The sequence below is a fragment of the Comamonas sp. 26 genome, from assembly GCF_002754475.1.
GTDB lineage: Bacteria > Pseudomonadota > Gammaproteobacteria > Burkholderiales > Burkholderiaceae_C > Comamonas.
On sequence record NZ_PEFL01000001.1, the window covers coordinates 988,599 to 1,013,294 of the forward strand.

The following is a 24,696-nucleotide window of genomic DNA, read 5'->3' on the forward strand; positions in this document are numbered from 1 at the left end:
TCGCGTGGATACTTTATTGCTGCTCAAGGCCGCCATCATGGGCGTTGTGGAAGGGCTGACCGAGTTCTTGCCGATTTCCTCAACCGGTCACCTGATTCTGGCGGGCTCGCTGATGGGCTTTGTCGGTGGCAAGGCCAAGGTGTTTGAGATCGCCATTCAGACCGGTGCCATCTTTGCGGTGATGCTGGTGTACTGGCAAAAGATTCGCAGCACGCTGGTCGAGCTGCCCACCAGCCGTGAGGCGCAGAAGTTTGCGCTCAATGTCTTTATTGGCTTTCTGCCGGCCGTGGTCCTGGCGCTTCTGTTTGGCAAGTATGTGCAAGAGCACCTGTTCACGCCCGTGATTGTGGCAACCACCTTCATCGTCGGCGGCTTCATCATCTTGTGGGCTGAAAACCGCCCCGCTGCCGCCACCCGCGTGCTGTCGGTGGACGATATGACGCCCGTCGATGCGCTCAAGGTCGGCCTGGTGCAATGTCTGGCGCTGATCCCCGGCATGAGTCGCAGCGGCTCCACCATTATTGGCGGCATGGTCATGGGCCTATCGCGCAAAGCGGCGACGGACTTCTCCTTCTTTCTGGCCATGCCCACGCTGATTGGCGCAGGCGTCTACAGCCTCTACAAGGACCGCGCATTGCTAAGCATGGACGATGTGCCGCTGTTCGCCGTGGGTCTGGTCTTCTCCTTCATCAGCGCCTGGCTGTGCGTGCGCTGGCTGCTGCGTTTCATCTCCACCAACAGCTTTGTGCCGTTTGCCTGGTACCGCATCGTCTTTGGCATCATTGTGCTGGTGACGGCCTATACCGGTGTGGTGAACTGGCACCACTAAGAGTCGTTAACACCACCCTTGATACGTCGTTATTTCGCCTTGTCGTACGTTTGTACTGCCTGCGGCTTCATGCCTTGTCTCAACCGCAAATCTGTGATTTGCTGGGTGGTGTTAGCGCCTCTAAGCTAGCTTGCTAGAGCACATAAAAAAGCCACTTGCGTGATTGCAAGTGGCTTTTTTCATAGCCGCTAGCGCCTTTATTCATTGGATATCAGCATGTTTTATGAATGAATCCAATAATTAAAAGGCGCTACCAGCTATCTATTTATGAGCATCTGAGCCCGCTTTTTGCAGAATGCTTTGCTCCATATTGAGCAGCGAAGCCTCGATGGCCGCGGCTGTGGCCTGTGGGCGCTCCATGGGGAAGAGGTGACCGCCGTCCAGCATCATGATGCGTCCGCGTGTCATGCGCTGCGTCATCTCCATGCCGACCTGGCGCATTTCTACCGATGAACGCCCGCCGATAAAGGACACGGGGCAGCGCAGCGGGTTGCGCCTGAGCTGGTGGTTGAGATTGCTGGGCAGGGTGTTGTAGATGGCGGTTTCCACCTCGCGGGTGAACAGCAGGCTACGCTTGCCCTGATCGTCGTCCTGCAGGCCATGCTCCACATAGTCTTGCAGCACCTGTGGGTGCCACTGAGCAAAGGCTTTTTTGCTGCGAAAGTACTCCAGCGCCTCGGCATTGCTGGCCCAGGTGTTGCGCCTGCGCTGGCTGATTTTTCCCGGCGAGACCGAGGCCACAATCTGCGTCTGCTTGGCAATGCCGACAGCATTGGCCTTCCAGCCGCCAAGCAGGGGCGAGTCAATCAGCAGTACGCCGCGCGCCAGATCGGGTCGTTTGGTGGCCGCCTGAAAGCTCAGAATGCCGCCCAGCGAGTGGCCCACCAGATAGATGGGCTGGCCATGCTGCTGCACTTTTTGCTCGACAAATTCGATCAACTCATCCACCAGATGCGGCCAGTGATTGGTGACCGGGCGTGCCGGGTCATGGCCAAAGCGCTGCACGCCACTGGCGTCAATGCCGCGCTGGCGCAGCAGAGAAAATAGCAGGCGGTAGGTACCGAGAGGAAAGCTGTTGGCGTGCGCGAACACCACGGGCAGGGTATTCAAATCTCTGGCAGGAACCATGGTGTGAGAGCTGTGGGGCACAGAATAATGAATCGGGCGGCGGGTGCGCCTGTCATGAAAAAACGCACCCTTAGGTGCGTTCATCTTATCGGTTAGAGAGCGATGCTTGCCGCTGCAGCCTGGCCTGCTCCTCGCTGGTCTGCATGCGCTGGTATTCGGTGGCGGTGCTGAGGCCTGCCTGCGCGGGAACAGGCGGCTGGCGCAGTGCTGCGGGCGGGATACTGCCTGCACCATTGCCCAGTACGGACTTCATGGCAGTGGGTGTTCCCACCTTTACCAGCGGATGCGCACGCGGACTGTGAATGCGGATGGGGGAGTCCGTCTGGCCGCCATCCCAGGCCGGGTCGTCAATGCTGTCGAACACATTGCGCAGACGCTCGCCCCAGCTGTCGTGCAGCATGCGCAGATAGGGGTTGTCGGCGTCCAGGCAGACAATGCGGTCGGTGGCAAAACGGTTGTTTTCGTAGACGATCAAGTCCAGCGGAAGGCCCACCGAGAGGTTGGACTTGAGCGTGCTGTCCATGGACACCAGGGCGCATTTGGCGGCTTCATCCAGCGGGGTCTCTGAGGTGATGACACGGTCCAGCACGGGCTTGCCGTATTTGGATTCGCCGATCTGGAAGTAAGGCGTCTCACCCGTGGCTTCGATGAAGTTACCGGCCGAATAGACCTGAAACAGGCGCATCTGCTCACCCTGAATCTGGCCGCCAAAAATCATGGACACATTGAAGTCCACCCCTGCGCGCTGCAGGGCGGCGGCTTCGCGTTCATACACATGGCGCACGGCTGCGCCCAGTACGCGGGCAGCGTCGAACATGCTGCGTACATTCCAGATGGTGAGCATCTCGTCCGTGGTCGTGTCGTGCAGCTGAAAGCTTTCCAGCAGCTCGCGCACCGACTGGGTGATGGACAGATTGCCTGCAGACTGCAGCACCATAAAGCGTTCGCCCGGCTGCTCATAAAGCATGACCTTGCGGAAAGTGCTGATCTGGTCGAGCCCTGCATTGGTGCGGGAGTCGGACAGAAAGACGAGGCCTGCATTGAGTTTGAGGGCGACGCAATAGGTCATGACAGAAAGCGGTACGGTAAAGATTTGAAGTGTAGTGGTGAGGCGCTCGCCTGGGGCTCGTCAGCGCAAGGCCGAGCCAGCGCCAGCCGTATGAAAACCACTGCGGGATTTTAAAAGAGAGTCGTCACAGTTGCAGCGCGCCCGGGCATTGCTGCCACATAGCAAGTGCTAACGAGGGCAAAACTGTTGCCCGTCCGGGATGAGGTCGCACTGCTGTTGAACATGAGAGAATTCCGCGCCTTTTAATTACATTTACTTTCATTTTGACGATTTTGCTGAGCGTATTACGCAACCTTTCCATTCGCTACAAGCTGATGTCCGGCATGCTGGCCTGCCTGCTGCTCTTTGTCGCGATCGCCACGGCTCTGGGTTTCTTTCTGACGGGTGCCAACCTGCGTGAACGGGTGGTGACTCTGGAGTTGCCGGCCGTGGTGGGTGAAATCCGCAACGACATATTGCGCCAGATCGCTACGCCCCTGGCCATTGCCAAAACCACGGCCAGCAACAGCTTTTTGCTGGACTGGGAGGCTGCAATCAGCCTGCCGAGAGGGGTGCCGCCTGGGTGAAGTACGCCAGCTCCGTCAAGAAGCAAGCGGGTGCCGAGACCGTGCTCTGGGTGTCGGGCAGCACGCAGAAATATCTGACGAACGAAGGGCTTGGACGCATGCTCTCGTCCAAGGGGCAGGGTGAGCAATGGTTCTATGATTTTCTGGAGAAGGGTACTAGCCAGATGCTGGCCATCGATAAAGACGCCATCTCCAGCCAATACATGATGTTTATCAACATCCGCTTCGATGCGGGTGACAAGCGCCAGGGCATTGCTGGTTTGGGCCTGTCCGTGGATCCGCTGGCTCAGACCGTGCGCTCATACAAGGTGGGAGAGTCCGGCAGCGTGTTTCTGGTGCGCGGCAACGGCAGCATTCTGATGCACCGGGACTCGGCTCTGGCTGATGGTGCCCACTGGCTCAAGGATTTACCCGGATTTTCCGCATCTCTTAGCTCTGCCTTGCTGGACAAGAAGCCGTTCGTGCACTCTGTGTATGACACGGCAGAGGGACCGCACATCGTTGCTTCGTCTTATGTGCCCGAGCTGGACTTGTATGTGTTGGCAGAGCTGCCTGAAGCGCAGGTGCTCGGTGATTGACGGCATTGCATTTCAGATCAATATCCTGGCCTTGAATGCAGCCGTGGAAGCCGCGCGCGCTGGTGAGCAGGGGCGCGGCTTTGCCGTAGTGGCGGCGGAGGTGCGTAGCCTGGCCCAGCGCTCGGCCGAGGCAGCCAAGGAAGTGCGCCAGCTGATTACGGCATCGGTCGAGCAAGCCGATCAAGGCTCGCAGCTGGTGCAAAGCGCGGGTGTGACCATGCGCGAGCTGCTGCAGTCGGTGACCCAGGTCACTCACATCATTGGTGAGATCAGCCAGACCTCGTAAGCCCAGGGGCGCGGTATTACCGAGATCAATGAGTCATTGGCGGCGCTGGATGGTGCTACGCAGCAGAACTCGGCATTGGTCGAAGAATCGGCAGCAGCGGCTGCCAGCTTGCGCGAGCAGGCGGTCCGCCTGCTGGGCGAAGTTTCGGCCTTCAAGCTGGGCGAGTCGGCAAAGCATTAACGGCTGCCCGATTGCACGGCCTGGCGGAGTTGAATCCTCCAGGCCGTTTCGCTTATGCCACGCTGATGTTTTTGAGCTGGTACAGCGCTTCCAGCGCTTCGCGGGGGCTCAATACATCAGGATTGATAGCAGCAAGCGCTTGCTGCAATCGGCTGGGGGCGGAAATATCGTCTACCAGCTCGGGCGCATCAAACAGGTTGACCTGCATGTCGTTTTCACCGGCCTGCGACTCCAGAGCCTCCAGCGCATGGCGGGCGTGGTTGAGCACGCCTGCGGGCATGCCCGCCAGTTTGGCGACCTGAATACCGTAGCTGCGGCTGGCGGGGCCGGCCTGAATCTCGTGCAGAAACACGATATCGCTGCCTGATTCAGCTGCACCCACATGCACGTTGACGGCGGCTTTGGCCTTGGCGGGCAGCTCGGTCAGCTCAAAGTAGTGGGTCGCAAACAGCGTGAAGGCCTTGGTTTTGTCATGCAGCTGCGTGGCAATACCGCTGGCAAGCGCCAGACCGTCAAAGGTGCTGGTGCCACGGCCGATTTCATCCATCAGCACCAGTGAATGCGGTGTGGCCGAATGCAGAATCTGCGCGGCCTCGGTCATCTCCATCATGAAGGTGGACTGGGCATTGGCCAGATCATCGGCCGCGCCGATGCGGGTGTGGATGGCATCAATGGGGCCAAGGCGGCAGCTGGCAGCGGGTACATAGCTGCCCATGCTGGCCAGCAGCGTGATCAGGGCCACCTGGCGCATATAGGTCGATTTACCACCCATATTCGGGCCGGTAATGATCTGCATGCGCGTGTTGAGGTTCATGCGCGTGTGGTTCGCGATGAAGCTGCCGCTCGATGTCTCGGCCATGCGCGCTTCCACCACGGGGTGGCGACCGGCTTCGATCTCTATGCAGGGCTGGCTGACGAATTGCGGCTCGGCCCAGTTCAGCGTCAGCGAGCGCTCGGCCAGCGTGCACAGCACATCCAGCGCGGCGATGGCCTGCGCCACACGGGTAAGTTGTGGCACATGGGGCTGAAGCTGATCGAGCACCTGCTCGAACAGGAATTTCTCGCGCTGCAATGCACGCTCTTGTGCGGACAGTGCTTTGTCCTCAAAGGCCTTTAGCTCTGGCGTGATGTAGCGTTCGGCATTTTTCAGCGTCTGGCGACGGCGGTAGCGCTCGGGCACCGCATCTTTGTAGCTGTTGGTAATCTCGATGTAGAAGCCGTGCACCTTGTTGAACTGCACGCGCAGGTTGGGAATGCCGGTCAGCAGCTTTTCCTTGGACTCCAGCTCCAGCAGAAACTCGTCGCAGTTGTTCTGAATGGCGCGCAGCTCATCGAGCTCGGCATCAAAACCGGCGGCAATCACGCCGCCATCGCGCACCAGTGCAGCGGGCTCTTCCATGATGGCGCTTGCCAGTAGCTCGGCGCAGCCCTGGGGCGGAATCAGATCGGTGAAAATCTGAGTCAAATAGGCCGATGGCGCTTTTCCTGATTGCGCAAGCAGCTGCGATTTTTGTAGCGTTTTGGACAGGCCTACCAGCTCGCGCGGGCGTACCTGGCGCAAGGCAATGCGGGCGGTAATACGCTCCACATCGCTCACACCTTTCAGCTCGGCGTGCAGGGCTTGCCAGGGTGTCATGCCTGCGCCCGTGCCGCGCAACACACCAATGGCTTCAAGGCGCTGCATGGCGCTCTTGCGGTTGCGCTCTGGCTCCAGCAGCCAGGTTTTGAGCAAGCGGCTGCCCATGCCGGTCATGCAGGTGTCGAGCAGCGAAAACACCGTGGGCGAGTCCTCGCCACGCAGCGTCTTGATCAGCTCCAGATTGCGGCGCGTGGCCAGCGGCAGGGCGATCAGCTCATCGTCGCGCTGAACCTGAATGGCGTGGATATGGGTGAGGTTACGACCCTGCGTGTGCTCGGCATACGAGAGCAGGGCAGCGCTGGCCGCATGGGCCAGTGGCATGTCTTCGGCCTCCCAGGCTTTGAGGCTGGCGGCACCCAACAGCTCCAGCAGCTTGCGCTCGCCCAGGCCGGAGTCAAATTGCCAGTCGGGGCGGGGCGATAGCGGGCAGGCAATGGCGCTGCTGTGCTTGATGGCCAGCAGGTTTTGCTCAAAGCGCTCAGTCACACCGGCGCTGTAAATGACTTCACTGGGGCTGATGCGAGACAGCCATGCGCCCAGCTCATCGGCCGAACATTCGGCCATGTGGATGCGGCCCTGTGTCACGGCCATCCAGGCCAGGCCGCAGCGCTGACGGCCTGCGGTGTGCACGGCGACCAGCATGGCTTCGCTTTTGTCGGAAAGCAGCTCGCTGTCCGTCAGCGTGCCGGGCGTGACTACGCGCACTACCTTGCGCTCCACCGGACCTTTGCCCAGGCCAATTTCGCCGACCTGCTCGCAAATCGCCGCCGATTCGCCCATTTTGATGAGGCGGCCCAGATAGTTTTCCAGCGCATGAAACGGCACGCCCGCCATGGGAATCGGCTGACCTGCGGTCTGGCCGCGCGAGGTCAGCGTGATGTCGAGCAGGCGCGTAACTTTTTCGGCATCGCCAAAGAACAGCTCGTAAAAGTCCCCCATGCGGTAGAAAACCAGCGTGTCGGGGTACTGCGCCTTGATGGGGAGATATTGCTGGAACATCGGCGTGTGTGCCGAGAGGTTCGTCATATCGGGAAAATGGGCCGACGACGGGGTTTCTGTGCTTTTCTGGGTCATCGCTTCAGCGGTATGCAATTCGTGGGGCGCTGCGCTGATTAGGGCGCGCGCCAAACTACGCATTATCGGCCATGGTCAAAAGCTGATCTTGTGGCCGCTTTTAGCGCTTTCAGCATCAGGCGCAGCGGCTTCATCCTCATCATGAATGGGTCGGTAGCCGGGGCCAAAAGACACATCACCCAGCCGCCAGCCTGCGCGGCAGGTGACTGCGCCCCAGAAACGCCTGAGCGTGTACCACTGCATGGCGATCAGGCCGCGCTCGTTGTCGGCATCGACTTCGGGGTCGCTCACGCCGGTGGGGCGCAATGCTTCGTCGTGATACAGGGCGCTGCCAAACAGCTGATCCCACCAGGGCAGAACCTGGCCAAAGTTGCAGTTGTGGCGCTCGGGCCGCTCTGCATCGCGCAGCATATGGTGGTTGCGGTGAAAGCGCGGGCCGACAAACAGCCGCTCGCCTATCTTGCCAACCCAGCCCAGACGCAGGGCGACGTTGGCGTGCGAGAAGTTCTGCACCAACTCACTGAGCAGGCCCAGCATGGCGAACTCGGATGGCTCAACGCCCATGACGAGGCCTACGGTGGCCAGGACAAAGCTTTGCAGCATGCCGTCCAGATAGTTGCTGCGGTCATTGCTCCAGCAGCTCATCTGGCGCTGGCTGTGGTGCATGCTATGCATGGCCCACCACCAGGGAATGACGTGCTGGGCGCGGTGCATCCAGTAGTACGTGAGGTCGTAGATCACGTAGTACACGGCAAACAAAATGTAGGGATGGTCTTCAAACCACGGTATCCAAGCCTTGAGGCCGCTGGCCTCTTCGGTAGCTGGCCCGCCGCCCAGCATATGGGCTATTGGCATGAGGATCAGAAAGCTGAACAGCGGAAACAGGCCCAGCAGCATGAGCAGGGTGTAGTTGCGGTCCACCGTGGTGTGACGCCGGTCGGCCCAGCGCTCGGCTGGCAAAAGGCTTTCCAGTGGGCGCATCACGCCGCCGATCAGAAACAGCTGCAGCAGCGCGATCAAGATGCCCGCCGCAACCTCGCGCGGGTCCCCGGCGGCCTCGGCAATGTTCAGAGCATTGACCACGGGCGTCACCGCGTGCAGGGAAACCCAGTCAATGGCCAGCGTCCAGTGCTGGCTGAAAAAATCCATCATATTGATCTGCCCGTTTGTCGTTGGGGCCGATTCTGGACAGTGAACTTGTGGATTCTGTGGAGATAAAAAAAGAGCCCGACTCACAGGAGCCGGGCTCTTTTCGCAGTCGTGGGGCGACTGCCTTTTTATATTGAGCGCTTATTCAGCAGCTTTAGATTCGGTTTCGGCGCTCTTGTCAGCAGGCACTTCGAAGTCGTCAGACTTCACGGCTTGGCGCACGGCAGCCTTTTCACCGGCAGAGGCGAACTTGCTGAACTTGCCAATCACGGGGATCAGTGCGCCATAGATGCGGGGAGCGGCGGCCAAGATTTCCTTTTGTTCCAGGAAGTCGGCTTCGCCGGTGAAGTTGCCAACCAGACCACCGGCTTCGCTGACCAGCAGCGAGCCTGCAGCCACGTCCCAGATGGACAGGCCGGATTCAAAGAAACCATCGGCAAAACCGGCGGCCACGTAGGCCAGATCCAGAGCGGCAGAGCCGGGGCGGCGCACGCCAGCAGTGCGTTGCATGACTTCGCCCAGCATCAGCATGTATTGCTTGAAGTTGTCGCCACGGCGGAATGGGAAGCCGGTGGAGATCAGGCAGTCACGCAGCTGAGTGCGCTTGGAGACGCGGATGCGGCGCTCGTTCAGGTAAGCACCACGGCCCTTGGTGGCGGTGAACAGGTCGTTACGGCTGGGGTCATACACAACGGCGTGCTCGACCTTGCCCTTGTAAGCCAGAGCGATGCTGACGCAGTACACAGGGAAGCCGTGGATGAAGTTGGTGGTGCCGTCCAGGGGATCGATGATCCAGACGTGGTCAGAGTTCTTGGCACCGTGCTCTTCACCCGACTCTTCGGCCAGGATGGAGTGCTGGGGGTAGGCGTTCAGCAGCGTCTCGATGATGACGCGCTCGGCGGCTTGGTCTACCTCGGTCACAAAGTCGTTCACCTGCTTTTGCGCAACGCGCACCGATTCCACATCCAGTGCGGCACGGTTGATGAGGGCGCCAGCGGCGCGAGCAGCCTTGATGGCCACGTTGAGCATGGGGTGCAGGGAGTTCGACATAGATTGTGAGTGCCTTGGCGGCTCAGCCCGGCGCAAAGGCGGGCTGAACTACGCGGGTAAGAACGTAAAAAGCCGCGACCGGCGATGCGGGGCGGCGACAATAGGCGCAATTCTACCCAGCCTGCACTTTTTTTGCTTGTGTGGCCCAGAGACCAGAGGGTCTTGTCTGCGGCCCTCCAATGAGCCACCAAGAGTGTGGGTGCTGTCTCTGTACTGTTTTATCAAGGCCACAAGTGGGGCCTTTTGCTGTGATGAAAACCCGATTCGTACTGATTGAAACCAGCCACGCTGGCAATGTGGGCGCTGCTGCCCGCGCGCTCAAGACCATGGGCTTTGACGACCTGGTGCTGGTGCGCCCGCGCTACAAGAATGTGCTGCGCAAGGAAGAAACCATTCAGCGTGCCAGCGGCGCACTGGATGTGCTGGACAAGGCCCGCATTGTCGACACGCTGGAAGAAGCGCTGGACGGCATCAGCCATATGTGCGCCACGGCCATGACGCCGCGCGACTTTGGCCCGCCCACCCGCACGCCGCGCGAGCATTTTGAGCTGCTACTGAAAGGTGAGCTTGATGTGCGCTCTGCACCAGCGGTAGATGGCGATTTGACGGATAACGCAGTCACCCCTGGCGCTGCCTGTAACCAGAAGGGTGTGGCCTTTTTGTTTGGCTGTGAGCGCTTTGGCATGAGCAACGACGATGTGTACCGCTGCGATGTGGCGCTGACCATTCCGTCCAATCCGCAGTTTGGCTCGCTCAATCTGGCGTCGGCGATTCAAGTCGTTGCCTATGACTGGCGCGCGGCGCTGGGCGGCTTCCAGGTCGAAGAGCACACGCCCGAGGTCAACCGTGCCGACATGGCTCAGGTCCAGGGCATGCTCAGCCACCTTGAGCAGGCGCTGGCCCATGTCGGCTTTCTGGACCCGGCAGCGCCCAAAAAGCTCATGCCCCGGCTTAACCAGCTTTTCAACCGCGCGCAGCTGACGCAGGAAGAAATCCATATTCTTCGCGGTGTTGCCAAAGCCATGCTGAAGTGCGAGCCGCCAACCCGCTAGACTCGATGACCTGCTAAACATTTCTCGATATTTGATGCTTGATCGCCTGCGCTCCGACATCCAGTGCATCCTCGACCGCGACCCTGCGGCTCGCAGTACCTGGGAGGTCATCACCTGTTACCCCGGACTGCACGCTATCTGGCTGCAGCGCCCGGCGCACTGGTGCTGGACGCATGGCTTCAAATGGCTGGGCCGCTTCATCTCGCACATGGGCCGCTGGTTCACCGGCATTGAAATTCACCCCGGCGCTGTCATCGGCAAAGAGGTCTTCATCGACCACGGCATGGGCGTTGTGATTGGCGAGACGGCTGTGGTGGGCGACGGCTGCACCATCTATCACGGCGTAACGCTGGGCGGTACATCGCTGTACAAGGGGGCCAAGCGCCACCCCACGCTGGGCAAGAACGTGGTGGTCAGCGCCGGTGCCAAGGTGCTGGGCGGCTTTGAAGTGGGCGATGGCGCCAAGATCGGCAGCAACGCCGTGGTCATCAAGCCCGTGCCTGCGGGAGCGACTGCCGTGGGCATTCCTGCACGCATCATTGCCAGCAAGAGCGGTCAGAGCGCCGATGTGACGGAGCACGAGGCCGCCCCCAAGGTGGTTGCGCAGCCAGCGGGTGTGATTGATGAAGACTGCGGCAAGAGCGGCTTCAGCGCCTATGGTGTGACCACGGAAGTGGACCCTGTGGCGCAGGCCATGCGCTCCCTGTCTGAAGGCGCATCAAGCCATGAAAAGCAGATTGCGCTGCTGTGGGCCGCGATAGAAAAGCTGTCGATTCAAGGTCAGGTCAAGGACTGCATGCCCTGCGAGTCCGAACGGCCCGAGGCCTTCCAGAAAGAAAAGATCGACCAGATTTTGGGTAAATAAGGCTTGAATCCTTGTCTAGCGCTTGTCAATAAAGCGCAAGCAGCTCTTGTTTTGGTAGTGATTGAATCAAAAAAGCCGGACCGCTTTGTAGTGGCCCGGCTTCTTTTTTTTGCGTCAACCGTTTACTTCCACAGCGCGCACTTGCTTTCTTCCTTGGTGGTGAAGACCTGGTCGCCGGGCAGAGTCTTGAGCACCTTGAAGTAATCCCAGGCTTTTTTGGACTCTGCCGGGCTCTTGACCTGCAGCAGGTGCATGTCGTGGGCATAGCGGCCATCGGGGCGGATCACCCCCTTGGCATAGAAGTCCGACAGCGGCGTGGCCTTGAAACTGGCCATGATTTTGTCGGCGTCCGTGGTGCCCAGCTTTTCGGCCAGCTTCAGGTATTGCATGGCGGCCGAGTAGTTGGCTGCCTGCAGCGAGGTGGGCATTTTCTTGAACTTGGCGAAGAAGCGATCCGAGAACTTGCGGCTTTCGGGGTTCAGGTCCCAGTGCCAGCTGTCGGTAAACATCAGTCCTTCGGTGGCTTTCAGGCCCAGGCTGTGAATGTCGGAGCTGAACAGCAGCAAGCCTGCCAGCTTCATGGTCTTGGTCAGGCCAAATTCACGCGCTGACTTGATGGCATTGATGGTGTCGCCGCCGGCATTGGCCAGACCCAGAATCTGGGCCTTGGAGTTCTGGGCCTGCAGCAGAAAGGATGAAAAATCGGCCGTGTTCAGCGGGTGCTTGACGCTGCCCAGCACTTTGCCGCCTGAGGCGTTGATGACGCGGGTGGTATCGGCCTCCAGCGCCTGGCCAAAGGCGTAGTCCGCAGACAAAAAGAACCAGTTCTTTCCGCCCAGTTCCACCACGGCCTTGCCCGTGCCCTTGGCCAGCGCCACGGTGTCATAGGCGTAGTGCACAAAGTAGGGGCTGCATTGCTCATTGGTCAGGGCTGAGGTGCCCGCGCCGTTGATGATGTAGACCTTCTTTTTCTCATCGGCCACCTTGCCCATGGCCAGCCCGGCACTGGAGGTGGTGCCGCCAATCAGCATATTCAGGCCCTGCGTATCAAACCACTCGCGGGCCTTGCTGGCGGCAATATCGGCCTTGTTCTGGTGGTCGGCCGTCAGCACTTCAATGGGCTTGCCCAGCAGTTTGCCGCCAAAGTCGTCCACCGCCATCTGCACGGCCAACGCGCCGCCCTTGCCGTCTACATCGGAGTAGAGGCCGGACATGTCGGTGATGAAGCCTATGCGAATCTTGTCCTGCGCCTGAGCGCTTGCGGCGGCCAGCAGGCAGCCCAGTGCCAGCGTCAAGGTGCGTGGCGAGAAAACGGTGGCAGCGGAAACAGAGCGAGGCTTCATCAAAGTCATCTCCTGAGGTAGTAAGCGCCTATGCATGGCGACGGGCAGAACGCATGGTCGCAGCCGTCGCGCGCTGCGCCATCAGGGCAAGCACGGGGCTGCTGCGGCGGATACGTATCCGTGGTGACTTGTGAAAAGTGCCACAGCTTTTACACTGCAGTGCAGCAAATCAGGAAAAAACCCATGAACATCGAACAAGCCTTGCAGCAACGCCGCTCCGTGCGTGCTTTCACACCCCAGACTGTCCCCGGCGAAGTGGTGCGAACCCTGCTGGAAACTGCATCTCAGGCCCCTTCCGGTGGCAATATGCAGCCTTGGCGCGTGACGGCGGTGGGCGGTCAAGCTCTCAAGGACTTGAGTGCCAGGGCCAAGGTGACTGAGCCCGTGCAGCGCCCTGGTCTGTCCTACCCACCCGGACTGTGGGAGCCCTACCGCAGCCGCCGTTTTGAAAACGGCGAAGAGCTGTACCAGGCCCTGAACATCGGCCGCGAAGACAAGGGCGCTCGCCTTGCGCAATTGGCCAAAAATGGCGAGATGTTTGGCGCCCCCGTAGGCATCTTTATTGCTGTGGAAGAGCGCTTGGGCTATGCGCAGTGGGTGGATCTGGGCATTTACCTGCAATCCTTCATGCTGCTGGCGGCCGAGAAGGGGCTGGCTAGCTGCGCACAGGGCTTCTGGCGCATGTACAACGACATGCTGATTGAGCAACTGGCGCTGCCGGGCGGCTACCAGATCGCTTTTGGTATTGCGCTGGGCTACGAAGATACGAGCGCGCCCATCAACCAGTGGCGATCGAGCCGGGCGACCAGCGGTGAGTGGCTGGCGCTGCAGGGGCTGGATTAAGCACTTGACGGTCACCACAGTTAAACCGCTGCCATCTTTCGCCTTTTGTGCCGAATCAGGCCTATACTGAGTGCTGCTCCGGGGTGTGCGAAAGCGCTGAGAGACCAGAGATCGAGCTGTTGAAAGACTGCTCGATCAAGGCCAACCCGACGAACTTGATCCGGTTCATACCGGCGGAAGAAGAGCGGGACCCTGACGCAGGGCCAGAGAATTAAAGGCAAGGCGCCACTACGCCACAGCCCCAGACACTTTGGCACAGCAAACCCCAGGCGCTTCTCGCGTACTGGGGTTTTGTCTTTTTAAAGGCACCCGGCGCGCAGAGGACAAGGCTGAAATCCATGCATTTCAGCAGCACAGGCCAGACATCCTCACAGGGTGCAGCGCCAGTGCAGGGAGATCAGCACAGGGCCGCACTCCACGGAGCGTTGAGACAACTTCACACGCTTTACGGAGACTGCGATGAACGCCCCTGATTCCATCTTTACGCCAGCTGCTGGCAACGCCCCTGATGCCACCCGTTTTGCCGAGTTGCTGGCCCAGTCGCGCCAGCCGTTTCCGGCATCCACCAAGAGCTATCTGAACGGCGTGGTCCATCCCGACCTGCGTGTGCCGGTGCGTGATATTGCGCTCACCAATGGCGAGCAGGTCAGCGTGTATGACACCTCAGGCCCCTACACAGACCCTGCTGTGCAGATCGATGTGCGTCAGGGCCTGCCAAGCCTGCGCGGCGCGTGGATTGAGTCGCGTGGCGACAGCGAGTATTACGTGGGCCGCCAGCGCGTGGCGCTGGATGACGGCGGCAAGCGCGGAGAAGAAGACCTGCGTGTAGACCAGCTGCGTGCCGAAGCCGCTGCATTGCAACGCCAGCCACGCCGCGCCAAGAGCGGCCAGAACGTGACCCAGATGCACTACGCCAAGCGCGGCATTATCACGCCCGAGATGGAATACGTGGCGCTGCGCGAAAACGGCCGCCGCGAATGGATGGAGCAGTACCAGCAAGACGCCGCGCGTGAATTGCGTTTGGCTGGCAACAGCATGGGCGCGGCCATCCCCAAGATCATCACCCCTGAATTTGTGCGCGACGAGATCGCCCGTGGCCGCGCCATCATTCCCGCCAATATCAACCACCCCGAAATTGAGCCCATGGCCATTGGCCGCAATTTCAAGGTCAAGATCAATGCCAACATCGGCAACTCCGCTGTTACGTCGAGCATTGAAGAAGAAGTCGAAAAGCTGGTCTGGGCCATTCGCTGGGGTGCAGACAACGTGATGGACCTGTCCACCGGCAAGAACATCCACACCACGCGTGACTGGATTGTGCGCAATTCGCCCGTGCCCATCGGCACCGTGCCCATCTACCAGGCGCTGGAAAAAGTCGGCGGTATTGCCGAAGACCTGACCTGGCCCATCTTCCGCGACACGCTGGTGGAACAGGCCGAGCAGGGCGTGGACTACTTCACCATCCACGCGGGCGTGCGTCTGGCGTACATCCACCTCACTGCCCAGCGTCGCACCGGCATTGTTTCGCGCGGCGGCTCCATCATGGCCAAGTGGTGCATGGCCCACCACCGCGAGAGCTTCCTGTACGAGCACTTTGAAGACATCTGCGACATCATGAAGCAGTACGACGTGAGCTTCTCGCTGGGCGATGGCCTGCGTCCCGGCTGCGCATCGGACGCCAACGACGAAGCCCAATTTGCTGAGCTGGCCACGCTGGGTGAGCTGACGCAAGTCGCCTGGAAGCACGATGTGCAGACCATGATCGAAGGCCCCGGCCATGTGCCCATGCACATGATTCAGGCGAACATGACCGAGCAATTGAAGCACTGCCACGAAGCGCCGTTCTACACCCTTGGCCCGCTGACGATTGATATCGCCCCCGGCTACGATCACATCGCCAGCGCTATTGGTGCGGCCATGATCGGCTGGATGGGCACAGCCATGCTGTGCTACGTGACGCCCAAGGAGCACCTGGGCCTGCCCGACCGCGACGACGTCAAGCAAGGCATCATCGCGTACAAGATTGCTGCGCATGCGGCGGATGTGGCCAAGGGTCATCCTGGTGCCCGCTCACGCGACGATGCACTCTCGCAAGCGCGCTTTGACTTCCGCTGGCAGGACCAGTTCAACCTGGGTCTGGACCCTGACACCGCGCAGGCTTACCACGATGAAACCTTGCCCAAAGACAGCGCCAAGGTGGCGCACTTCTGCTCCATGTGCGGCCCCAAGTTCTGTTCCATGAAGATCACGCAGGAAGTGCGCGAATTCGCCGCAGCCAAGGGGCTGGCTGAAGATCAGGCGATTGCCGCTGGCATGCAAGCCAAGGCAGGGGAGTTCAACAAGTCTGGCGGTGATTTCTACATTCCCATCATCAGTGCATCGAGCGATACGACGGCGCGTTGATTTGAGATGAAATAGTACTGTAGCGCTTGTGTATCAAGCGCTACCTGCTATTAAAAACAAAGGGCAAGCTGTTTGGCTTGCCCTTTTTCTATGCGGCTGTAATCTGCGCCCCAGTTCTTGCACCACCTCTAGCGAGGGGCTTTGACTGCGCCGAAGATCACTGCGTGACGGTTTTGAGCTGGCTCTTGAGGGTGAGCATGTGCTGGATATACACCGTCAGCTCCTGGGTCGGCATGCCCGGCTGTACGCGCAAGGCATAGGCATCCAGAGCCGTTTGCAGCACATCTTGGTTGGTAGGCTCGGCAAAGTAGGCGATATCGGCAAGCTGGCAGGCCAGAGCTGGGTCGCTTTTGCTCAGTAGCTTGATCTGATCGTTGACGTTTTGCACGCCGCCGGCCATGGCCACCATCTGCTTGCTGAAAGTCGCGCGAGATGCAGGGTCCCATTCCGAAGGGATGCCATTCCACCAGCCGCCGTACTCCTTGAGCACCATGCTGGCTACGTTCTTGAAGCGCACATAGGTCTCCGCCATGTCTTTGCGGCCGCGCAGGTTCTCTGGCAACTGCACCGCGGCGACGATTTCGTCAGGGCGCTTGTCGGCGTTGAGTCCATCAATCACCTGATCCACAGCGGAGCTGAGCATGTTGGCCGAGGCCAGCAGCTTATCCTGTACTTCTGCGGCATTGGTCAGTGCCGGGCCATGCATGGGCAAAAGCAAGTCGGGCTTTGTGGCGGCCATATCACGCAGAGCCTGAGCCCATTCAGCAACGTGGCGCTGGCGGCGCTTGCCATTACCGGCGTTGAGCAAGAACGGCTGCCAGTAGTCGGCACTGACCACAATCTTGCGTGTCGCCACATTGACCCATAGCTGGTCTGCAGATTCGCCGCGCGCGTGGGTGAGCACGAATTCGTCGTCACCAATCTTCAGCGTCTTCTGGCCGGTGAAGGTCTCGGTAGGAAGAATGGCATCTGTGAGCTTGCGCGGCACATCGCGCGGGTCCTGACTGTTCAGTTGCACGATGGAGTAGTTCGCTGTGCGCGTGTCCAGATCCATCTCGGCCAAGTATTCCTGGGTTGTGATGATGCGCGGCTTCTCGCCGGCCTCCAGCAGCGACCAGGCGCCAAAGCCGTGATCTGCATGGTGGTGGGTGATGATGATGGTGTTGACCGGCTTGCTGCTGAGCTTGCGCAGTGTCTCCAGCAGCGCGGGGCCTGCGGGGGCATAGCCGGCATCGACCAGCACCAGACCTTCACGGGTCTCGAATACGGCGATGTTGACGTAAGGCATGCGCAGCAGCCAGGTGCCCTTGCCATGAGGTTCGACCGTCATCTTGGCGCGCGCATCGGCAATGGCTTCTGCATTGGTGCGGCTGTACATGTGGTTGGCAATGGCAGTGGATTGCTCTCCGCCAAAGCCTGCGTTGGCATTGGAGGTCAGAGTCTTGAGCACATTGGGGTATTGCTGCATCAGCTCTTTGCGCAGTTCGAATTTTTTGACCGCTTGGGAGTCTGGCTTGGCGCTATCGGCAGCCGTACCCGCTGCGTGCGCGGACAGGGTTATTCCCAGTGTGAGTGCGGCTGTTTGAAAGAAGCGTTGAATCACAGTGCCTTCCTTTAATGCTTTTGTATGCAATTAATAATTGATGATGTGCGCCATTGATATCGTCCTTTATTTTTTAGCATTTGAAATTAATTTTGATAGTCTTTTTTGACTAAGGTGCATCACTGAATTTTGTCAGAAATATTTATTTGAATTAATTTATTTCTTTGCTTTTGATTTATTCAAGTGATTGAAATGAATGAATTTTTATTTGTTAATTAAATATTTTGAAATGCTTGTTTGAGAAAATAATTTTGATATTTTCAAAAATTTGCTGTACATAGTCTGAAGGGACGATGATGAAAATTAGTTTTTGTGTTAATTATTTGTAAATGATTTTCATGATTTAATGATTTGGTTGAGTATTCATTTGCGTGATTCCCATGTTGGGGTACAGCAATACTTCTTCGTGGAAATTGCCTTTGCATAACTCATACGTGGAAAATGCCGGTGTTGTCTCGTCGGTGCTGAATCTGAACTGGAGCCGTTCAACCTGGGTTTTGGGGGCGGCGCCACACAGGAGTAATGCATGAGCTCTAGTACGGCGCGTTTATTTTGATGAAACAGGGCGCTAGTGCTTATGTATCAATCGCTGGTAGCTATCAAAATGAAAAAAGGCAAGCCGTGATGGCTTGCCTTTTTACTTGAGCGATACCGTATGGGCTACTACGGTATTTGGATCAGAACGGGTAGCTCGGTACGCCTGCGCTCAGATCGACCCAGCGGCCCAGCTCCAGCTGGTTGCCCTTGTTCGGCACCATGGCGTAGAACTCGGGGGGTGCTGGGGCATACCGTGGGCTCCAATGGAGCTCAGTGCGCTGCTGCTGAGGGGGATGCCGTAGTGGGCAAAGACCTGGCGCATGTCTCGGCCGATGATGCGGCTGGACAGCACATACAGCAGCTCATGGTTGCTGATCTCACGCTTGGTGTAGCTGCCCATGCCCAGCGCATTCTTGTTGGCATTCCAGTAGGCGTCGTTGTAGATCAGGCGTTCACCACGGCCTAGCATTCCCAGGAAGTCGATCACATCCACAGGCTGTGGCTGGGTCTGGCCCAAACGTTCCTTGGTGTAGATAAAGGCCAGTTGGAAGTGCACGGCACGCATGGCGTTGTCGGACTTGTATTCCTTGGTCCAGAAGCGCGTGAACATATCGGCCTGCAAAGCGTCGCCTGTCTTGCCCGTGGCGCGTGCAGCCAAAATGTCCTGGTAGAGCTTTTTATGGTCGATGCGGTCGCCGCTATTGTTCTCGGCACCGTTGGTGATGGCGTACTGGCGCAGGGCGCTGGCATTGGCCAGAATGTTGTTGTTGCACTCTGTGCCACAACCCCCACCGTTTTCGGTCAGCAGCGTCATATGGCGCATCACCGTGTTGTGGCCCAGCTCATGCCACCAGCCCCAGCCCGCTTGCAGGCCTGCTGCTCCGTCGGACGGGTTGCCTGAGCACAGAAAGCCGCAGGCCGCCAGCCAGCCTACAAAATGCTGCACGCCGGGCGCGCCTTGCAACGGTCCTGTGCAGTCCCAGCCCAGTGTGGCGCAGAGGTTGCTGACATTGCCACTGGAGGGCATATTGTTGTAACCGTTGGCCAGGTGGTTGCTGTCAAAAATCATGCCCTTGAGTCGGTCGACCACATAGGCGCGGGGCGATTGGTTGCCGATCACGCTCTTGGCAAAACCGATGGTCTGCTGCACTTCGCCGCCCACCATCTTGCTGGTTTGCCAGCCAAAGTCGCTGCGTTGCAGTGCCAGCACGGCTTCGTCGATTTCCTGCGAGCCTGGGTTGCGGGTGAAGTCAAAGTGCGCGTACTTGACGCTGCCGCGAACGCGAAGCGTGACCACCGAGCCGGGCTTGGCATTGCCATAGTTGAGGAACAGCGGGCCACCCCAGGCCGTGCTGTAGGTCAGCGTCTTGCCTGCGGCCAATGCGGCTTCATGCCCATCAGGGAAGCGGGGGCGGGTGTAGTTCTCTTGCGCCAATGGGTTGCCGCGGGTGCGGATATTGCCTACGCGCAGCGCCAGATTGGCACCTGCAGCGTTCACGATCTCGACTTGTACAGCCTTGCCTGGCACAGCGCCACGGCCAATGGCGGTGCGGCCGCCAGCTTGGGCAATCGTGACGTCGATGGTTTCCCAGCTCTGGCTGGTGGCCAGGCTCGGAGAGGTAGCAGGCATCCAATCCCCAAAGTTCTTGGGCACGGCTTCGCTGCCGCGCACCGCATAGCTCAGCGAGTCTGCAGCCACAGTGCGCAGGAACTCGTTGGTATTGGAGCGGCGCACCTTGCTGTAGTCGGTCTGCTGGCGCGCCATGTCGGCCCACAGCACCAGGCGTCTGTGGGCTTCCATATACGGCTTTTGCAGATAGTTGTCGGCAAACAGGTTAATGCCCTGGGCTTCCAGCCCTTGCAGGTCGCGGCGTATGCCATCCAGCGCCGTCACCAGGCTGGTATCACTGGCCAAATTGGCGCTGCTGCCCTTGAGCAAGGCGTTCAGCACGGCTTCATGCGCACCCAGTCGGTCTGTGGCTTCGCGTTGCTGGCTGGCCGTCTTGCCGCTGATGCCATAGCCGTTGCCATCGGCCCACCAGTTGCCGCCATAGCCGCCCAGCTCCATGCCCATGGCTTGCAGCACCTGACGGCCACCACCAGAGTCTCCCCAGTTGTTGTGCAGGTAGATTACGCCCTTGCCAGCCTGCAGGTAACGGCTGACCAGATTGCTCAGTGAGGCCGAGGCGGGTGTGTCCTGGCCAAACACAAAGACGTCGATATCTTGCCAGCAGGTGTTGCTGGCATCGGCAATCGCACAGTTGACCATCGTGGCCTTGCCGCCCAGGCGGGTGACCAGATTGCTTACGGTGTTTTGGCCGTAGTTCTGCGTCGCAATGCGCAGATTGGCGCTTAGAGTGTTCTTTTCATCGCCCGTGGCCAGCCAGGCAAAGCTGCGCTTGAACAGCGGCAGCTGGGACTGATTGGAGCCAGTGGCAGAGGACAGCTGACCCAGCAAATCCTTGCCATAACCCAGCGAACGACCGCCATGCGATGTGCCGATGCTGGCCAATATCCGGCCGTTGTTGGACACCAGCAAAGGGCTGGCGCTGCTGGAAAGCAAGGGGCTTACGGTTTGGCTGTTGTTGCCAAAATCCAGTGTCGCCGCCGTGCTGTCATCCAGCAGCTTGGCGACCAGCGCTCTTTGCTGTGCGCGAATGCCGGCCACAATGTCGGTGGCTGTTTGCAGCAGCGGTGCACGGTCTTCATCCTGCAGCAAACGGCTGTCGCCGCCGACCAAGGCCTGCGAAATCCGGCTGCTGACAGGAGGGAGCGTCACAGGCGGTTGAGTCTCAGGCAGTTCCACATCTGGTGGGCGCACCACGGGAGGCTCTGTGCCTGGTTTCTCGGCATCCGGAGGGGTAGTCTCTGGCGGTTCAGTGCCCGGAGATTCAATACCCGGTGGCGTTGGTTGTTCAACCGGAGGAGGTGTTGATGGCTTAGAGCCACCGCTGTCGTTATTGCCACCACCGCCGCAGGCGGTCAGGGCAAGGCTTGCCAAAAGTGTGAGAGTCCAGCGAGAGAGCATTAAGGAGGCCGAAGAATGCATTGCATCCGTCTAACCCCAGCGAACTGGTGCAATGCAAAAGAAGCTGCATTCAGATAGAAAATGAATGCAGGCGAAAATGAGGACGGGAAGCGAAGTGTATCTGGCTGTAGCGCGCGTCCCTGGCGCAAAACATGCGCTTTATCGCAAGTGCTGGCATCTGCATAGATATGCTTTGATAAGGCACAAATTCTGTATATTGAATTTGTTACGGATTGAAACTTCAAGATGCCGGATACATGGATTTTTAAGCGCGTTCATGACTTGGCACTTCTGCAGCATGTATGCTTCCGATTTCTGCTCCATGAAAATCACGCAGAAAGTGCGTAAATACCCTGCTGCCAAAGGTATGCAGAAGAACAGGTGTTGACCACAGGTATGCAAGCGAAGGTGGGCAGTGATCTCTGCATTCCCATCGTTAATGCATAAGCCGATACCATGGTACGTTGACTTGAGGTGAAAAAGGGCTGAAGCCTTTTTAAATCAAGCAATGGCAGCTACTAAATAAAAGCGCAGGTTCGGTTGGCGCTTTTTATTGAGGCTTGCATTACAGAATCGATTTTCCGGAATGGTTTAGCCATCCGCTTCACTGCCAATTAACGGCTAATTAATTGCCAATCGGCGTGCAGAGTTCTATCAAGGTGCCATCAGGGCTTCGAACATAAGACACGACCTGACCCCAGGGCTTGGTGATTGGCTTGGTAAGCTCCATAGCACCAGCGCTGATAGCTTGCGCATGTGCGGCCTCCACGTTATCGGTTACCAAGCCAACTTCCATTCCCAAGGGCTTGGCGGATTCGGAGGCGGCGACATGGCCGCCGGGGAAGTTGCCTTCGCCCAGCTCATGCGAGGCAAAGGCCAGTGTCGTCTCGCCGGTGCTGAGTTCGCCGTAGGTGCCAGATTCATGCAGGAATTTCACGGCAAAGCCAAACGCCGAGGTGAAAAATTGCAGGGATGCTGCTACGTTGGGAACGTAGACGATGGTGTAGCCAAGCTTCATGGTGAGTAAACGGTTAGTTGATGGGGACGGGTCTCAACAAGTACGGGCTGACTTGCGGTCAAGCGCAGCAGTGAGAGATTCACAAGTGCAGAGCACAGGCTCGCAGAAAAAGGGAGTTCAGCCTATTCGGTAGCATCAAAGGCCGCTTGATATTGCACGCTGCCCACGGGACAGTCCCCGTTCAGCGACAGCGCCTGAAAGTATTCAGGCGGCACACCTTCAAGCGTAAGCCCCGGCTGAACCTTGAAGCCAAAGCGGCAGTAGTAGTCAGGGTCACCAAGGAGTACGCAGCCAGCGCCACCCAGTCGTTTGAGCTCGGCCAGCGCGGCGTGCATCAAGGCTGAACCTATGCCTTTTTTCTGGCGATCCGGCCTGACGGAGATGGGGCCCAGTCCATACCAGTCCGTGGCCCCCGAGGAAATGCTGACCGGAGAGAGGGCCACATGGCCAACGATCTTATCGTTCTCGACCGCGACGAGGGAGATGGTGAGTTGCTTGCTGCGGCGTAATGCATTGACGATGAATTGCTCGGTATGGCTTGAATGCTCTTCATGCTCGAATGCTGCAGCGGTCAAGGCCGTGGTGGCGTCTATGTCTTCGCTGCTTTCCTTGCGGATGGTGATGTTCATATGGTGCCCAGATCAATGTCGCACGGCTCGATGGACGAGTGCGAGATAGTGCAACCATAAACCAGTAACAGGCGGATTTATTCAACGGCAAGTCTGGGATTCGGCTGAAGTATCAAAAGCCATTAAAAAAGGCCTTGCCTGTGCAGAGCAAAGCCTTTTTGAGCGAAGCGCTGGTGACTTGCTGGCTTAGCGCCAGTACTGGCACTTGCTTTCCGCCTTGGTGGTCCAGATCTGCTCAGCGGGCAGTTTCTTGATGATCTTGTAGTAGTCCCAGATGCCCTTGGATTCGGCGGGCGACTTCACCTGCATCAGGTACATATCGTGCACATAGCGGCCGTCTTCGCGGATATAGCCCTGTCCGAAGAAGTCGTCGATCTTGGTGCTTTTCAAGGTCGCCATGACCTTGTCGGCATCCAGCGTTCCTGCTTTTTCCACGGCCTTGAGGTAGTTCATGGTGGCCGAGTAGTCTGCGGCCTGAATTTCGCTGGGGCGGCGTTGAGTCTTGGCCATGAAGGCATCGGCAAACTTGCGCGAGCCATCATTCATATCCCAGTACCAGGGCGCTGTGAACTGCATGCCCTCGGTATTTTTCAGGCCCAGGCTGTGAATGTCCGAAAAGAACACCAGCAGGCCGGCCAGCTTCATGTTCTTGGTCACACCAAACTCTTTGGCAGCCTTGATGGAGTTGATGGTGTCGCCGCCCGCATTGGCAAGACCCAGAATCTGCGCCTTGCTGTTTTGGGCCTGCAGCATAAAGCTGGAGAAATCGCTGGCATTGAGCGGTGTCTTGACCGAGCCAAGCACCTTGCCGCCGCGCGCTTCGATGATCTTGCTGGTATCGGCTTCCAGCGCGTGGCCGAAGGCATAGTCAGCGGTCACAAAAAACCAGTTCTTGCCGCCACCATCCACGACAGCACCGCCTGTGCCCTTGGCCAGGGCCACGGTGTCAAAGGCGTAGTGCACGGTGTAGGGGCTGCATTGCTCATTGGTCAGGGCAGAGCTGCCTGCGCCGTTGTCGATGAAGACGCGCTTTTTCTCTTGCGCCACCTTGGCCATGGCGAGGGCCGTGGCAGAGTTGGTGCCGCCAAACACGAGGCTGATGCCTTGCGTATCAATCCATTCGCGGGCCTTGCTGGCAGCGATGTCGGCCTTGTTCTGGTGGTCTGCCGTCAGCAGCTCAATGGGCTTGCCCAGCACCTTGCTGCCAAAGTCGTCAATCGCCATCTGGATGGCTACGCCGCCGTTCTTGCCTTCCACGTCGGCATAGAGGCTGGACATGTCGGTGATGAAGCCGATCTTGACTTTGTCCTGCGCCATGGCCGGTGAGGCGAATGCCGCAGCCAGGGCCATGCTCAAAAGAGTGGTGCGGCTGGCCTGGATGGCAGGAGATTGAAGGGAGGCAGGCGTTGACGAGCGGTGCATGAAGTCTCCTGTGAATGTCAATGACAAGCAAAATCAAGTCGCGTGGCGGTCGCTCAGGTGCGACTTGGCTGCTGCTGCAGTAGGACCCCAAGTTGGTTTTAAGATAGTTGTGGTGCTAACTGCTGCATTGCATCGAGCATGTTAGGACTGGCTCACGGCTCTTACATCGGGGCAAGCACTTGCGGGAAATCCCAAGTGCCGGCACTTAGCGCGACTCATGCAAGCCTTATCGCAAGCCAAATCTTCGACGGATCGAGAGGCTGGGTACTCTTGCTAGACTGCCCTTAGCCCTTAAGGCCAATCACCAGAAGTATTCAAAAAATTCATGAAAATCCAAAAAATTCTGCCCATCTCCATGGCTTGTTTGTTTTTTGCGGCGGGCGTGCATGCGCAAGAGCCGGTAAA

The 24,696-nt window shown here is 58.7% G+C and carries 17 protein-coding genes, 1 pseudogene and 1 riboswitch; of the genes and pseudogenes, 7 read left to right on the forward strand and 11 right to left on the reverse strand.

Annotation, left to right across the window (positions count from 1 at the left end):
• The first annotated feature begins 4 nt into the window (after positions 1–4).
• Positions 5–829, forward strand: coding sequence for an undecaprenyl-diphosphate phosphatase (locus CLU84_RS04545; RefSeq protein WP_099736137.1), 825 nt, complete (start codon positions 5–7; stop codon positions 827–829).
• 261 nt (positions 830–1,090) lie between these two features.
• Here CLU84_RS04545 and CLU84_RS04550 read toward each other — a convergent pair whose 3' ends face one another.
• Both CLU84_RS04550 and CLU84_RS04555 read right to left on the reverse strand, forming a co-directional pair.
• Complete coding sequence (locus CLU84_RS04550) at positions 1,091–1,957, reverse strand: alpha/beta fold hydrolase (RefSeq protein WP_099737858.1); 867 nt, start codon at positions 1,955–1,957, stop codon at positions 1,091–1,093.
• Between the two features lie 85 nt (positions 1,958–2,042).
• Positions 2,043–3,026, reverse strand: coding sequence for a proteasome-type protease (locus CLU84_RS04555; protein ID WP_099736138.1), 984 nt, complete (start codon positions 3,024–3,026; stop codon positions 2,043–2,045).
• Positions 3,027–3,340: 314 nt separating this feature from the next.
• Here CLU84_RS04555 and CLU84_RS04560 point away from each other — a divergent pair, with 314 nt between their 5' ends.
• Both CLU84_RS04560 and CLU84_RS04565 read left to right on the forward strand, forming a co-directional pair.
• Positions 3,341–3,592 (forward strand): hypothetical protein, encoded by a 252-nt coding sequence (locus CLU84_RS04560; RefSeq protein WP_158235168.1) that lies wholly within the window; start codon positions 3,341–3,343, stop codon positions 3,590–3,592.
• 570 nt (positions 3,593–4,162) lie between these two features.
• A pseudogene (locus tag CLU84_RS04565) lies at positions 4,163–4,636 on the forward strand (methyl-accepting chemotaxis protein); the annotation flags it as partial.
• A 52-nt stretch (positions 4,637–4,688) separates the two neighbouring features.
• Here CLU84_RS04565 and mutS read toward each other — a convergent pair.
• The 3 genes from mutS to CLU84_RS04580 form a co-directional block, all read right to left on the reverse strand.
• Entirely contained in the window at positions 4,689–7,274 is a 2,586-nt protein-coding gene (mutS, locus tag CLU84_RS04570; protein WP_199173755.1) for a DNA mismatch repair protein MutS, read from the reverse strand.
• A gap of 150 nt (positions 7,275–7,424) precedes the next feature.
• Entirely contained in the window at positions 7,425–8,501 is a 1,077-nt protein-coding gene (locus tag CLU84_RS04575) for a sterol desaturase family protein (RefSeq protein WP_099736141.1), read from the reverse strand.
• Between the two features lie 138 nt (positions 8,502–8,639).
• Positions 8,640–9,548, reverse strand: a complete 909-nt coding sequence (locus tag CLU84_RS04580; protein ID WP_099736142.1) for an inositol monophosphatase family protein — start codon at positions 9,546–9,548, stop codon at positions 8,640–8,642.
• Between the two features lie 251 nt (positions 9,549–9,799).
• On the opposite strand from CLU84_RS04580, the gene CLU84_RS04585 reads away from it, so the two are divergent.
• Complete coding sequence (locus tag CLU84_RS04585; protein ID WP_099736143.1) at positions 9,800–10,600, forward strand: RNA methyltransferase; 801 nt, start codon at positions 9,800–9,802, stop codon at positions 10,598–10,600.
• 34 nt (positions 10,601–10,634) lie between these two features.
• Positions 10,635–11,465, forward strand: a complete 831-nt coding sequence (gene cysE, locus CLU84_RS04590; RefSeq protein WP_099736144.1) for a serine O-acetyltransferase — start codon at positions 10,635–10,637, stop codon at positions 11,463–11,465.
• Between the two features lie 122 nt (positions 11,466–11,587).
• On the opposite strand, the gene CLU84_RS04595 is transcribed toward cysE, so the two are convergent.
• The gene (locus tag CLU84_RS04595; RefSeq protein WP_199173685.1) at positions 11,588–12,808 is read right to left on the reverse strand and encodes an ABC transporter substrate-binding protein; all 1,221 of its coding nucleotides are present in this window, start codon (positions 12,806–12,808) and stop codon (positions 11,588–11,590) included.
• A 183-nt stretch (positions 12,809–12,991) separates the two neighbouring features.
• Here CLU84_RS04595 and CLU84_RS04600 point away from each other — a divergent pair, with 183 nt between their 5' ends.
• Both CLU84_RS04600 and thiC read left to right on the forward strand, forming a co-directional pair.
• On the forward strand, positions 12,992–13,651 hold the full coding sequence (locus CLU84_RS04600) for a nitroreductase (protein ID WP_099736145.1): 660 nt from the start codon (positions 12,992–12,994) through the stop codon (positions 13,649–13,651).
• A gap of 69 nt (positions 13,652–13,720) precedes the next feature.
• A riboswitch (TPP riboswitch) is annotated at positions 13,721–13,850 on the forward strand.
• 260 nt (positions 13,851–14,110) lie between these two features.
• Positions 14,111–16,054, forward strand: coding sequence for a phosphomethylpyrimidine synthase ThiC (gene thiC, locus CLU84_RS04605; protein WP_099736146.1), 1,944 nt, complete (start codon positions 14,111–14,113; stop codon positions 16,052–16,054).
• Between the two features lie 157 nt (positions 16,055–16,211).
• On the opposite strand, the gene CLU84_RS04610 is transcribed toward thiC, so the two are convergent.
• From CLU84_RS04610 to CLU84_RS04630, 5 genes are all read right to left on the reverse strand, one after another.
• Positions 16,212–17,657 carry an alkyl sulfatase dimerization domain-containing protein gene (locus tag CLU84_RS04610; protein ID WP_199173686.1) on the reverse strand — a complete coding sequence of 482 codons (1,446 nt, stop codon included), beginning with the start codon at positions 17,655–17,657 and terminating at the stop codon, positions 16,212–16,214.
• A gap of 706 nt (positions 17,658–18,363) precedes the next feature.
• Complete coding sequence (locus CLU84_RS04615; protein ID WP_233209927.1) at positions 18,364–20,973, reverse strand: ImpA family metalloprotease; 2,610 nt, start codon at positions 20,971–20,973, stop codon at positions 18,364–18,366.
• A gap of 874 nt (positions 20,974–21,847) precedes the next feature.
• Positions 21,848–22,240 (reverse strand): VOC family protein, encoded by a 393-nt coding sequence (locus CLU84_RS04620; RefSeq protein ID WP_099736147.1) that lies wholly within the window; start codon positions 22,238–22,240, stop codon positions 21,848–21,850.
• Between the two features lie 122 nt (positions 22,241–22,362).
• Positions 22,363–22,869: a GNAT family N-acetyltransferase gene (locus CLU84_RS04625; protein ID WP_099736148.1), complete on the reverse strand. Its 507-nt coding sequence runs from the start codon at positions 22,867–22,869 to the stop codon at positions 22,363–22,365.
• Between the two features lie 186 nt (positions 22,870–23,055).
• Entirely contained in the window at positions 23,056–24,291 is a 1,236-nt protein-coding gene (locus CLU84_RS04630; RefSeq protein WP_369826797.1) for an ABC transporter substrate-binding protein, read from the reverse strand.
• Positions 24,292–24,696 lie beyond the last annotated feature (405 nt).

Bases quoted from the DNA above. Each gene is read 5' to 3' on its own strand.
- CLU84_RS04550 (WP_099737858.1), bottom strand. From the start codon at position 1,957: ATGGTTCCTGCCAGAGATTTGAATACCCTGCCCGTGGTGTTCGCGCAC.
- CLU84_RS04560 (WP_158235168.1), top strand. From the start codon at position 3,341: ATGTCCGGCATGCTGGCCTGCCTGCTGCTCTTTGTCGCGATCGCCACG.
- thiC (WP_099736146.1), top strand. From the start codon at position 14,111: ATGAACGCCCCTGATTCCATCTTTACGCCAGCTGCTGGCAACGCCCCT.
- CLU84_RS04625 (WP_099736148.1), bottom strand. From the start codon at position 22,869: ATGAACATCACCATCCGCAAGGAAAGCAGCGAAGACATAGACGCCACC.
- CLU84_RS04600 (WP_099736145.1), top strand. From the start codon at position 12,992: ATGAACATCGAACAAGCCTTGCAGCAACGCCGCTCCGTGCGTGCTTTC.
- CLU84_RS04585 (WP_099736143.1), top strand. From the start codon at position 9,800: ATGAAAACCCGATTCGTACTGATTGAAACCAGCCACGCTGGCAATGTG.
- cysE (WP_099736144.1), top strand. From the start codon at position 10,635: ATGCTTGATCGCCTGCGCTCCGACATCCAGTGCATCCTCGACCGCGAC.
- mutS (WP_199173755.1), bottom strand. From the start codon at position 7,274: ATGTTCCAGCAATATCTCCCCATCAAGGCGCAGTACCCCGACACGCTG.
- CLU84_RS04555 (WP_099736138.1), bottom strand. From the start codon at position 3,026: ATGACCTATTGCGTCGCCCTCAAACTCAATGCAGGCCTCGTCTTTCTG.
- CLU84_RS04595 (WP_199173685.1), bottom strand. From the start codon at position 12,808: ATGAAGCCTCGCTCTGTTTCCGCTGCCACCGTTTTCTCGCCACGCACC.
- CLU84_RS04630 (WP_369826797.1), bottom strand. From the start codon at position 24,291: ATGCACCGCTCGTCAACGCCTGCCTCCCTTCAATCTCCTGCCATCCAG.
- CLU84_RS04575 (WP_099736141.1), bottom strand. From the start codon at position 8,501: ATGATGGATTTTTTCAGCCAGCACTGGACGCTGGCCATTGACTGGGTT.
- CLU84_RS04580 (WP_099736142.1), bottom strand. From the start codon at position 9,548: ATGTCGAACTCCCTGCACCCCATGCTCAACGTGGCCATCAAGGCTGCT.
- CLU84_RS04620 (WP_099736147.1), bottom strand. From the start codon at position 22,240: ATGAAGCTTGGCTACACCATCGTCTACGTTCCCAACGTAGCAGCATCC.